Annotated in this window: 18 protein-coding genes; all 18 read left to right on the top strand. The window is 63.0% G+C overall.

Annotated features, from left to right (window positions below; translation table 11 throughout):
• The first annotated feature begins 330 nt into the window (after positions 1–330).
• The 18 genes from rpsL to rplE all read left to right on the top strand — a co-directional run bounded on the left by rpsL (position 331) and on the right by rplE (position 11,123).
• Complete coding sequence (rpsL, locus tag ACVW16_RS04140; protein WP_007603006.1) at positions 331–702, top strand: 30S ribosomal protein S12; 372 nt, start codon at positions 331–333, stop codon at positions 700–702.
• A gap of 15 nt (positions 703–717) precedes the next feature.
• Entirely contained in the window at positions 718–1,188 is a 471-nt protein-coding gene (gene rpsG, locus ACVW16_RS04135; RefSeq protein WP_092228463.1) for a 30S ribosomal protein S7, read from the top strand.
• Positions 1,189–1,221: 33 nt separating this feature from the next.
• Positions 1,222–3,294 carry an elongation factor G gene (gene fusA / locus ACVW16_RS04130; protein ID WP_128966832.1) on the top strand — a complete coding sequence of 691 codons (2,073 nt, stop codon included), beginning with the start codon at positions 1,222–1,224 and terminating at the stop codon, positions 3,292–3,294.
• 40 nt (positions 3,295–3,334) lie between these two features.
• Positions 3,335–4,525 (top strand): elongation factor Tu, encoded by a 1,191-nt coding sequence (gene tuf, locus ACVW16_RS04125; protein WP_092228461.1) that lies wholly within the window; start codon positions 3,335–3,337, stop codon positions 4,523–4,525.
• An 85-nt stretch (positions 4,526–4,610) separates the two neighbouring features.
• Positions 4,611–4,919 (top strand): 30S ribosomal protein S10, encoded by a 309-nt coding sequence (gene rpsJ, locus ACVW16_RS04120; RefSeq protein WP_002712302.1) that lies wholly within the window; start codon positions 4,611–4,613, stop codon positions 4,917–4,919.
• Positions 4,920–4,972: 53 nt separating this feature from the next.
• Positions 4,973–5,689, top strand: a complete 717-nt coding sequence (rplC, locus tag ACVW16_RS04115) for a 50S ribosomal protein L3 (RefSeq protein ID WP_092228460.1) — start codon at positions 4,973–4,975, stop codon at positions 5,687–5,689.
• 1 nt (position 5,690) lies between these two features.
• Entirely contained in the window at positions 5,691–6,311 is a 621-nt protein-coding gene (rplD, locus tag ACVW16_RS04110) for a 50S ribosomal protein L4 (protein ID WP_011088150.1), read from the top strand.
• A complete protein-coding gene (locus ACVW16_RS04105; protein ID WP_027535292.1) occupies positions 6,308–6,610 on the top strand; it encodes a 50S ribosomal protein L23 in 303 nt (100 codons plus the stop codon). The genes rplD and ACVW16_RS04105 overlap by 4 nt, the downstream gene beginning before the upstream one ends.
• A gap of 12 nt (positions 6,611–6,622) precedes the next feature.
• Entirely contained in the window at positions 6,623–7,456 is an 834-nt protein-coding gene (rplB, locus tag ACVW16_RS04100) for a 50S ribosomal protein L2 (protein ID WP_092228459.1), read from the top strand.
• 12 nt (positions 7,457–7,468) lie between these two features.
• Positions 7,469–7,747 (top strand): 30S ribosomal protein S19, encoded by a 279-nt coding sequence (gene rpsS, locus ACVW16_RS04095; protein ID WP_008136357.1) that lies wholly within the window; start codon positions 7,469–7,471, stop codon positions 7,745–7,747.
• 10 nt (positions 7,748–7,757) lie between these two features.
• Positions 7,758–8,144, top strand: a complete 387-nt coding sequence (gene rplV, locus ACVW16_RS04090) for a 50S ribosomal protein L22 (RefSeq protein ID WP_456802231.1) — start codon at positions 7,758–7,760, stop codon at positions 8,142–8,144.
• 18 nt (positions 8,145–8,162) lie between these two features.
• Positions 8,163–8,888 carry a 30S ribosomal protein S3 gene (gene rpsC, locus ACVW16_RS04085; protein ID WP_092294149.1) on the top strand — a complete coding sequence of 242 codons (726 nt, stop codon included), beginning with the start codon at positions 8,163–8,165 and terminating at the stop codon, positions 8,886–8,888.
• A gap of 30 nt (positions 8,889–8,918) precedes the next feature.
• Positions 8,919–9,332, top strand: coding sequence for a 50S ribosomal protein L16 (gene rplP, locus ACVW16_RS04080; RefSeq protein WP_027535296.1), 414 nt, complete (start codon positions 8,919–8,921; stop codon positions 9,330–9,332).
• A 5-nt stretch (positions 9,333–9,337) separates the two neighbouring features.
• Positions 9,338–9,544: a 50S ribosomal protein L29 gene (gene rpmC, locus ACVW16_RS04075; protein WP_026202715.1), complete on the top strand. Its 207-nt coding sequence runs from the start codon at positions 9,338–9,340 to the stop codon at positions 9,542–9,544.
• 13 nt (positions 9,545–9,557) lie between these two features.
• Positions 9,558–9,806, top strand: a complete 249-nt coding sequence (gene rpsQ, locus ACVW16_RS04070) for a 30S ribosomal protein S17 (RefSeq protein WP_212301601.1) — start codon at positions 9,558–9,560, stop codon at positions 9,804–9,806.
• A gap of 84 nt (positions 9,807–9,890) precedes the next feature.
• Complete coding sequence (gene rplN / locus ACVW16_RS04065; RefSeq protein ID WP_007603030.1) at positions 9,891–10,259, top strand: 50S ribosomal protein L14; 369 nt, start codon at positions 9,891–9,893, stop codon at positions 10,257–10,259.
• Complete coding sequence (gene rplX, locus ACVW16_RS04060) at positions 10,259–10,573, top strand: 50S ribosomal protein L24 (RefSeq protein WP_456704081.1); 315 nt, start codon at positions 10,259–10,261, stop codon at positions 10,571–10,573. The genes rplN and rplX overlap by 1 nt, the downstream gene beginning before the upstream one ends.
• The gene (rplE, locus tag ACVW16_RS04055) at positions 10,566–11,123 is read left to right on the top strand and encodes a 50S ribosomal protein L5 (RefSeq protein WP_456704080.1); all 558 of its coding nucleotides are present in this window, start codon (positions 10,566–10,568) and stop codon (positions 11,121–11,123) included. The genes rplX and rplE overlap by 8 nt, the downstream gene beginning before the upstream one ends.
• Positions 11,124–11,135: the final 12 nt, after the last annotated feature.

The raw sequence follows: 11,135 nt of genomic DNA, 5'->3' as shown, positions 1-11,135 counted from the left end.
ATGCCGCTCAAACGCTGTCGATAATAGCTAGGCAATGCCAGTGCGATTTTAGGCCTCTGGGGCGCGTTCTCCTGTGGTCGAATTCGGATGCATGACCTCAGTGCGCGGGCCGCGGCTTATGCTGATCGGCCTTAATACTGCGGTCCTCTGTGGCGTCGAAGCGCTTTCCACTCAGCAATGAGCGGTTGGCGCGATTTCGCTTTGTGTGGATTGTTCCGCGCGGGCGGGCCCGATCGAGCGGGTGGCTCGAGAGAATTTGCGGTCCCGGCAACGGGCCGCGGCAAGACAGCGGGCCTGCAAGGGGCCGCGATAACAAAGGGTAAGGCCAGGATGCCGACGATCAACCAGCTGATCGCTCAACCGCGTGAAGTGCAGAAGTCGCGCAAGAAGGTGCCGGCGCTGCAGCAGTCGCCGCAGAAGCGTGGTGTTTGCACGCGCGTCTACACCACGACCCCGAAGAAGCCGAACTCGGCGCTTCGTAAGGTCGCCAAGGTGCGTCTGACCAACGGTTTCGAGGTGATCGGCTACATCCCGGGTGAGGGCCATAACCTCCAGGAGCACTCGGTGGTCATGATCCGCGGCGGCCGCGTCAAGGATTTGCCCGGCGTGCGCTACCACATCCTCCGCGGCGTTCTGGATACTCAGGGCGTCAAGAACCGTAAGCAGCGTCGTTCGAAGTACGGCGCGAAGCGTCCGAAGTAAGCGGGAACCAGCTCCATGTCTCGTCGCCACTCAGCGGAAAAGCGCGAAGTTCTTCCCGATCCGAAGTTCGGGAACATCATCGTCACGAAATTCATGAACTCGGTGATGTACGCCGGCAAGAAGTCGGTCGCCGAAGGCATCGTCTACGGTGCATTCAGCCTCATCGAAGGCAAGACCAAGCAGAACCCGCTCGGCGTGTTCGAGCAGGCGCTCGAGAATGTCATGCCGACGATCGAAGTGCGCTCCCGCCGCGTCGGTGGCGCGACCTACCAGGTGCCGGTCGAAGTTCGCTCGACCCGCCGCCAGGCGCTGGGTATCCGCTGGCTAATCTCGGCCGCGCGCGAGCGTAACGAAAAGACGATGACGGAGCGTCTCTCGGCGGAGCTCCTGGATGCATCGAACAACCGTGGGAACGCCGTCAAGAAGCGCGAAGACGTGCACCGGATGGCGGAAGCCAACCGCGCCTTCTCGCACTATCGCTGGTAACGGCGAAACAAACGGACTCGCAAGGAACACCCCATGCCCCGCCAACATGCCATCGAGGACTACCGTAACTTCGGTATCATGGCGCATATCGACGCCGGTAAGACGACGACGACCGAGCGCATCCTCTACTACACCGGCAAGAGCCACAAGATCGGCGAAGTGCACGAAGGTGCCGCGACGATGGATTGGATGGAGCAGGAGCAGGAGCGCGGCATCACGATCACCTCGGCCGCGACCACTGCGTTCTGGGCCGGCAAGCGCCTGAACATCATCGACACCCCCGGCCACGTCGACTTCACCATCGAAGTCGAGCGTTCGCTGCGCGTGCTCGACGGTGCCGTCTGCGTGCTCGATTCGAACCAGGGTGTTGAGCCCCAGACCGAGACCGTCTGGCGCCAGGGCGACAAGTACAAGGTTCCCCGCATCGTTTTCGCCAACAAGATGGACAAGATCGGCGCCGACTTCTTCAAGTGTCTGGCCGACATCGTTGACCGTCTGGGTGCCAAGCCCGTCGCGATCCAGCTTCCGATCGGTGCCGAGAACAACTTCAAGGGTCTCGTCGACCTCGTGAAGATGAAGGGCGTTGTCTGGAACGACGAGTCGCTCGGCGCGAAGTTCGACTATGTCGACATTCCCGAAGACCTCGTCGACCAGGCCAAGGAATACCGCGAGAAGATGGTGGAAGCCGCCGTCGAGCTCGACGACGACGCCATGGCCGCTTACCTCGACGGCAAGGAGCCGGACGAGGCGACCCTGAAGCGCCTGATCCGCAAGGCGGTGCTGACCGGCGCGTTCTATCCCGTGCTGTGCGGCTCGGCCTTCAAGAACAAGGGCGTGCAGCCGCTGCTCGACGCCGTCGTCGACTACCTGCCGTCGCCGCTCGACGTGCCTGCGATCAAGGGCACCGACGACAAGGGCAACGAAGTCGTGCGCAAGGCGGACGACAAGGAGCCGCTGGCGCTGCTCGCGTTCAAGATCATGGACGACCCGTTCGTCGGCACCATCACCTTCTGCCGCATCTACTCCGGCGTTCTCCAGAGCGGCACCGGCGTCGTGAACTCGACCCGTGAGAAGAAGGAGCGCATCGGGCGCATGCTCTTGATGCATGCGAACAACCGCGAAGACATCAAGGAAGCCTATGCCGGCGACATCGTCGCTCTGGCTGGCCTGAAGGAAGCGCGCACCGGCGACACGCTGTGCGATCCCGACAAGCAGGTGATCCTGGAAAAGATGGAATTCCCCGAGCCGGTCATCGAGATCGCGATCGAGCCGAAGTCCAAGGCCGACCAGGAGAAGCTGGGCGTGGCGCTGGCCAAGCTCGCCGCGGAGGATCCGTCCTTCCGCGTGTCGACCGACCACGAGTCCGGCCAGACCATCCTGAAGGGCATGGGCGAACTCCACCTCGACATCAAGGTCGACATCCTCAAGCGCACCTACAAGGTCGACGCCAACATCGGCGCACCGCAGGTGGCGTTCCGGGAGCGTGTCACCAAGCGCGTCGAGCATAGCTACACCCACAAGAAGCAGACCGGCGGTACCGGCCAGTTCGCTGCGGTGTCGTTCATCGTCGAGCCGAACGAGCCCGGCAAGGGCTACGAGTTCGAATCGAAGATCGTCGGCGGCGCCGTGCCGAAGGAATACATCCCCGGCGTCGAAAAGGGCCTCGAGAGCGTGCTGTCGTCCGGCGTGGTCGCGGGCTTCCCCGTGGTCGACGTCAAGGTGCAGCTCGTCGACGGCAAGTATCACGACGTCGACTCGTCGGCACTCGCCTTCGAAATCGCCTCGCGCGCCTGCTTCCGCGAAGCGCTCCAGATGGGCAAGTCCGTCCTGCTCGAGCCGATCATGAAGGTCGAAGTGGTGACCCCGGAAGACTACACCGGTTCGGTCATCGGCGACCTGAATTCCCGGCGCGGTCAGATCCAGGGGCAGGACATGCGCGGCAACGCCAACGTCATCAACGCGATGGTGCCGCTCATGAACATGTTCGGGTACGTGAATAATCTGCGCTCGATGAGCCAGGGTCGCGCCACCTTCACCATGCAGTTCGACCACTACGCAGAAGCGCCGGCCAACGTGTCGGCAGAAGTCCAGAAGAAGTTTGCCTGATTGTCGTCGGTCACGAACTGACGATTGAACGGAGAGTCAAATGGCCAAAGCTAAGTTTGAACGTACCAAGCCGCACTGCAACATCGGTACCATCGGTCACGTCGACCATGGCAAGACGTCGCTGACCGCGGCGATCACCAAGGTTCTCGCCGAAGCCGGCGGTGCGACGTTCACCGCGTACGACCAGATCGACAAGGCGCCGGAAGAGAAGGCGCGCGGCATCACCATCTCGACCGCGCACGTCGAGTACGAGACGCCGAACCGCCACTACGCGCACGTCGACTGCCCCGGCCACGCCGACTACGTGAAGAACATGATCACCGGCGCTGCCCAGATGGACGGTGCGATCCTGGTCGTGTCGGCTGCTGACGGCCCGATGCCGCAGACCCGCGAGCACATCCTGCTCGCCCGCCAGGTCGGCGTGCCCGCGCTCGTCGTGTTCCTCAACAAGTGCGACATGGTCGACGATCCGGAGCTCCTCGAGCTCGTCGAGCTCGAAGTCCGCGAGCTGCTCTCGAAGTATGAATTCCCGGGCGACAAGATTCCGATCATCAAGGGTTCGGCTCTCGCCGCTCTCGAAGATTCGGACAAGAAGCTCGGCCACGACGCCATCATCGAGCTGATGAAGAACGTCGACAGCTATATCCCGCAGCCGGAGCGTCCGATCGACCAGCCGTTCCTGATGCCGGTTGAAGACGTGTTCTCGATCTCGGGCCGCGGCACCGTCGTGACCGGCCGTGTTGAGCGCGGTATCGTCAAGGTCGGCGAGGAAATCGAGATCGTCGGTCTCCGCGCCACCCAGAAGACCACCGTCACCGGCGTCGAAATGTTCCGCAAGCTGCTCGATCAGGGCCAGGCCGGCGACAACATCGGTGCGCTGCTCCGCGGTACCAAGCGCGAGGACGTCGAGCGCGGCCAGGTTCTGGCCAAGCCGGGTTCGGTCAAGCCGCACACCAAGTTCAAGGCCGAGGCTTACATCCTCACCAAGGAAGAGGGCGGTCGCCACACCCCGTTCTTCACCAACTACCGTCCGCAGTTCTACTTCCGCACCACCGACGTGACCGGTGTCGTGCACCTGCCGGAAGGCACCGAGATGGTGATGCCGGGCGACAACATCGCGATGGAAGTGCACCTGATCGTGCCGATCGCGATGGAAGAGAAGCTCCGCTTCGCGATCCGCGAAGGTGGCCGCACCGTCGGTGCCGGCGTCGTCGCTTCGATCATCGAGTAATCACGCGAATAGGGAATGGCGGGTGGCGAGTGGATGAAATCCATTCGCTGTTCGCTACTCGCCACTCACTAAGAAAGACACGGCAATGAACGGCCAGAATATTCGCATCCGTCTCAAGGCGTTCGACCATCGTATCCTCGATACGTCGACCCGGGAGATCGTGAACACGGCGAAGCGCACCGGTGCGCAGGTCCGCGGACCCATTCCGCTGCCCACCCGCATCGAGAAGTTCACCGTCAACCGTTCGCCCCACGTCGACAAGAAGAGCCGCGAACAGTTCGAGATGCGCACTCACAAGCGTCTGCTCGACATCGTCGATCCGACCCCGCAGACCGTCGATGCTTTGATGAAGCTCGACCTGGCCGCCGGTGTCGACGTCGAGATCAAGCTCTAAGATTTTTGGATCACGTTCGCCACTAGCGGACAGAAAGAACAGGAAGCACGCCGATGCGCTCCGGAGTGATCGCACAAAAGGTCGGGATGACGCGGGTCTTTACAGAGGCCGGCGAGCACATCCCCGTGACCGTGCTGAAGCTCGGCAATTGCCAGGTCGTAGGCCACCGCACTGAAGAGAAGAACGGTTATGTTGCGCTCCAGCTTGGTTCTGGCAGCCGCAAGACCGTGTACATGCCCAAGGCAGAGCGCGGCCAGTTCGCGGTCGCCAAGGTCGAGCCGAAGCGGCAGGTCGAGGAATTCCGCGTCTCCGCGGATGCCATGATCCCCGTGGGCGCCGAGATCCTCGCCGACCACTTCGTCGTGGGCCAGTTCGTCGACGTCACCGGCACCTCGGTCGGTAAGGGCTTCGCCGGCGGTATGAAGCGCTGGAACTTCGGCGGTCTGCGCGCGACGCACGGTGTGTCGATCTCGCATCGTTCGATCGGCTCGACCGGTGGTCGTCAGGACCCCGGCAAGACCTGGAAGAACAAGAAGATGCCCGGCCACATGGGTGTCGACCGCATCACCACGCTCAACCTCCGCGTTGTTCAGCTCGACGTCGAGCGTGGCCTGATCCTCGTCGAAGGCGCCGTTCCCGGCTCCAAGGGCGGCTGGATCCGCGTGCGCGATGCCGTCAAGAAGCCGCTGCCGAAGGAAGCTCCGAAGCCCGGCAAGTTCAAGGTTGCGGGCGGCGAAGCCGAAGCCGCGGCCCAGCAAGAGGGTGCGTGAGATGGAATTGAAGGTCACCACCCTCGAGGGCAAGGAAGCGGGCTCGGTCCAGCTGTCCGACGCCATTTTCGGCCTTGAGCCGCGCCAGGACATCATTGCGCGTTGCGTGCAGTGGCAGCTGAACAAGCGTCAGGCCGGCACGCACAAGGCCAAGGGCCGCGCCGAGATCTGGCGCACCGGCAAGAAGATGTACAAGCAGAAGGGCACCGGCGGTGCTCGTCACGGCTCGGCCCGCGTGCCGCAGTTCCGCGGCGGCGGTCGTGCCTTCGGTCCGGTCGTGCGTTCGCACGCCACCGACCTGCCGAAGAAGGTCCGCGCGCTTGCTCTCAAGCATGCGCTCTCGGCCAAGGCCAAGGACGGCGATCTGCTCGTGATCGACAAGGCCGCGCTGGAAGCTGCCAAGACCAAGGCGTTGCTCGGTCATTTCTCGGGCCTGGGGCTGACCAACGCGCTGATCATCGACGGCGCCGAGCTCAACAACGGATTTGCCGCCGCGGCCCGCAACATCCCCAACATGGATGTGCTGCCGATCCAGGGCATCAACGTCTATGACATCCTGCGCCGTCAGAAGCTGGTTCTGACCAAGGCCGCCATCGATGCGCTGGAGGCGCGCTTCAAATGACGAAGAACATCGAGGCTCGCCATTACGACGTGATCGTCGCCCCTGTTGTCACCGAAAAGGCGACGCTGGCGTCCGAGCACAACAAGGTCCTGTTCAAGGTGGCCGCCAAGGCGACCAAGCCGCAGATCAAGGAAGCGATCGAGAAGCTGTTTGACGTCAAGGTCAAGAGCGTCAACACGCTGGTCCGCAAGGGCAAGACCAAGGTCTTCCGCGGCAATCTCGGCTCGCAGTCGAACACCAAGCGCGCGATCGTGACCCTCGAAGAGGGCCACCGGATCGACGTCACCACCGGTCTGTAAGGTCGTACGACGATGGCACTGAAGACATTCAATCCCACGACGCCGGGCCAGCGCCAGCTGGTCATGGTCGATCGTTCGGCGCTCTACAAGGGCAAGCCGGTCAAGGCGCTCACCGAAGGCAAGAAGTCCTCGGGCGGCCGCAACAACACCGGTCGCATCACCGTGCGCTTCCGCGGCGGTGGCCACAAGCAGACGCTGCGTACCGTCGACTTCAAGCGCGAGAAGATCGACGTTCCCGCTGTTGTCGAGCGGCTGGAATACGATCCGAACCGCACCGGCTTCATCGCGCTGATCAAGTATCAGGACGGCGAGCAGGCCTACATCCTGGCGCCGCAGCGCCTGGCGGTGGGTGACACCATCGTCGCCGGCAACTATGTCGACGTGAAGCCGGGCAACGTCATGCCGCTCGGCAACATGCCGGTCGGCACGATCATCCACAACATCGAGGTCAAGATCGGGAAGGGCGGTCAGCTCGCTCGCTCGGCTGGTACCTACGCCCAGCTCGTCGGCCGCGATCAGGACTACGTCATCATCCGCCTGAACTCGGGCGAGCAGCGCCTGGTGCACGGCCGTTGCCGCGGCACGATCGGCGCGGTGTCGAACCCGGATCACATGAACACCTCGATCGGCAAGGCCGGTCGCAAGCGTTGGATGGGCCGTCGCCCGCACAACCGCGGTGTTGCCATGAACCCGATCGACCATCCGCACGGCGGTGGTGAAGGTCGTACCTCGGGCGGTCGTCACCCGGTCACTCCGTGGGGCAAGCCGACCAAGGGCAAGAAGACCCGCACCAACAAGTCGACCAACAAATTCATTCTCCTAAGCCGCCACAAGCGGAAGAAGTAAGGAACGACGGACATGGTTCGTTCAGTCTGGAAAGGCCCGTTCGTCGAGGGTTCTCTGCTCAAGAAGGCAGATGCCGCGCGCGCGTCCGGCCGTCACGACGTCATCAAGATCTGGAGCCGTCGCTCGACGATCCTGCCGCAGTTCGTGGGCCTGACCTTCGGCGTCTACAATGGTCAGAAGCACGTGCCGGTGGCCGTCAACGAGGAAATGGTCGGTCACAAGTTCGGCGAGTTCTCGCCGACCCGGACCTTCCATGGCCACTCCGGCGACAAGAAAGCCAAGAAGGCTTGAGGATTAAACGATGAGCAAACCTAAGCGCGAACGGAGCCTCGCCGAGAACGAGGCCAAGGCGGTCGCCCGGATGCTGCGGGTGAGCCCGCAGAAGCTCAACCTGGTCGCCCAGCTCATTCGCGGCCGGAAGGCTTCCGCCGCGCTCGCCGACCTGCAGTTTTCGCGCAAGCGGATCGCGGTCGACGTGAAGAAGTGCCTGGAATCGGCTATCGCCAATGCCGAGAACAACCACGACCTCGACGTCGATGATCTCGTCGTGTCGCGGGCCTTCGTCGGCAATGGTCTCGTGATGAAGCGCTTTGCTGCTCGCGGCCGTGGTCGGTCGGGCCGTGTCTACAAACCATTTTCGCAGCTGACGATCATCGTTCGTCAGGTCGAAGCCGAAGCAGCGGCCTAAGGGACGCAGGAGAACACGATGGGTCAAAAGATCAATCCGATCGGTCTGCGCCTCGGCATCAACCGGACCTGGGATTCGCGCTGGTTCGCCGGCAAGCAGGAATACGGCAAGCTGCTGCATGAGGACGTCAAGATCCGTGAGATCCTGCACAAGGAGCTCAAGCAGGCGGCCGTCGCCCGCATCGTGATCGAGCGTCCGCACAAGAAGTGCCGCGTCACCATCCACTCGGCTCGCCCGGGCGTGGTGATCGGCAAGAAGGGCGCCGATATCGACAAGCTGCGCAAGAAGGTCGCGGACATCACCTCGTCGGACGTCGTCATCAACATCGTCGAAATCCGCAAGCCGGAGCTCGATGCGACGCTGGTGGCCGAATCGATCGCGCAGCAGCTCGAGCGGCGCGTCGCGTTCCGCCGCGCCATGAAGCGCGCCGTTCAGTCGGCGATGCGGCTCGGCGCGGAAGGCATCCGCATCAACTGCTCGGGTCGCCTGGGCGGTGCGGAAATCGCGCGCATGGAGTGGTACCGCGAAGGTCGCGTGCCGCTGCACACGCTGCGCGCGGACATCGACTACGGCGTTGCGACCGCGTTCACGACCTTCGGCACTTGCGGTGTCAAGGTCTGGATCTTCAAGGGCGAGATCCTCGAGCACGATCCGATGGCCCAGGACAAGAGAATGGCCGAAGGCGAGACGGGCGGTAGCAGCGATCGTGGTGGCCGTCAGCGCCGCGATACGGCTGCGGCCTGATCCAGCACAGGAATTTGAGGGCTTAAAGCCATGATGCAACCTAAGAAAACGAAGTTCCGGAAGGCGCATAAGGGCCGCATTCACGGCGTTGCGACTTCGGGCGCGACGTTGGCGTTCGGCCAGTTCGGCCTGAAGGCGACCGAGCCGGAGCGCGTCACCGCGCGCCAGATCGAAGCCGCCCGCCGCGCGCTGACCCGCCACATGAAGCGCGCCGGCCGCGTCTGGATCCGCGTATTCCCGGACGTTCCGGTGTCGAAGAAGCCGGCCGAAGTCCGCATGGGCTCCGGCAAGGGTTCGCCGGAACTGTGGGTCGCCCGCGTCAAGCCGGGCCGGGTGCTGTTCGAGATCGACGGCGTCAACACCCAGACGGCGCGTGAAGCGCTGACCCTGGCGGCCGCCAAGCTGCCGATCAAGACGCGCTTCGTCGAGCGCATTGCGGAGTAACGGCCATGGCCCAGATGAAGATCGAAGACATCCGCGCGATGAGCCCCGACCAGCAGGACGACGCCGTCCTGAACCTCAAGAAGGAGCGCTTCAACCTGCGCTTCCAGCGTGCCACCGGGCAGCTCGAGAACACCTCGCGCCTGCGCGAGGCTCGCCGTGACATTGCCCGGATCAAGACCGTCGCCGCGCAGACGCGCGCCAAGAAGAAGTAAGGGGCTAACGGATATGCCGAAACGTACTTTGCAAGGCGTGGTCGTCAGCGACAAGACTGCCAAGACCGTCGTGGTGCGCGTTGACCGCCGCTTCACGCATCCGATCTACAAGAAGACGATCCGCCGTTCGAAGAACTACCACGCGCACGACGAGAACAACGAGTTCAAGCCGGGCGACATGGTGTGGATCGAGGAATCGAAGCCGATTTCGAAGTTGAAGTCCTGGATCGTGATCCGGGGTGAGCACAAGAAAACCGCCTGATCTGTCGGCCTTGGCCGACCGACTTCAGGGAAATGTTGAGCGCCGGCTAGGCTGGCGCAAAGAGAAAGAGGACGAGGTGCATCAATGATTCAGATGCAGACCAACCTCGACGTGGCCGACAATTCTGGCGCACGCCGTGTCATGTGTATCAAGGTGCTCGGGGGCTCCAAGCGCCGCTACGCCACCATCGGCGACATCATCGTCGTCTCGATCAAGGAAGCCATTCCGCGTGGCAAGGTGAAGAAGGGCGACGTGATGAAGGCCGTCGTGGTGCGTGTCCGCAAGGACATCCGCCGCGCTGACGGTTCGGTCATCCGCTTCGACCGCAACGCCGCCGTGCTGATCAACAACCAGTCCGAGCCGGTCGGCACCCGTATCTTCGGGCCCGTGCCGCGCGAGCTGCGCGCCAAGAACCACATGAAGATCATTTCGCTCGCGCCGGAGGTGCTGTGATGGCTGCGAAGATCCGCAAGGGCGACAAGGTCGTCGTGCTGACAGGCCGCGACAAGGGCCGCAGCGGCGAGGTGTTCGAGGTTCGCCCGGACGCCGGCACCGCACTCGTGCGCGGCATCAACATGGTCAAGCGTCACCAGAAGCAGACGCAGGCCCAGGAGGGCGGCATCATCTCGAAAGAGGCGCCGATCCAACTGTCCAACATCGCGTATGTCGGCAAGGATGGAAAGCCGACCCGCGTCGGATTCAAGATTCTGGCGGACGGCAAGAAGGTCCGCATCGCCAAGCGCTCGGGAGCTGAGATCGATGGCTGAGGCCGCTTACACCCCGCGCCTGCGCGCGGAATACGACGCGAAGATCCGCACGGCCATGACCGAGAAGTTCGGTTATGAGAACGTGATGCAGGTTCCGCGCCTGGACAAGGTCGTGCTGAACATGGGCGTTGGCGATTCCGTCAACGATCGCAAGAAGGCCGAGACCGCCGCTGCCGAGTTGACCCAGATTGCCGGCCAGAAGGCGATCGTGACCTATTCGCGTATCGCGATCGCGACCTTCAAGCTGCGTGAGAACCAGCCGATCGGCTGCAAGGTCACGCTGCGCAAGGCCCGCATGTACGAGTTCATCGATCGCCTGGTGACGGTCGCGCTGCCGCGCGTCCGCGACTTCCGCGGCTTGAACCCGAAGAGCTTTGACGGCCGCGGCAACTACTCGCTCGGCATCAAGGAACACATCATTTTCCCCGAGATCGACTTCGACAAGGTCACGGAAGCCCGCGGTATGGACATCACCGTCTGCACCACGGCCAGGACCGACGAAGAGGCGAGGGCCTTGTTGACCGCTTTCAATTTCCCGTTCCGGCAGTGAGACGCTGACCTA

The organism is Bradyrhizobium sp. USDA 4474 (assembly GCF_054057515.1).
This window is presented reverse-complemented; position numbering and strand designations above follow the sequence as displayed.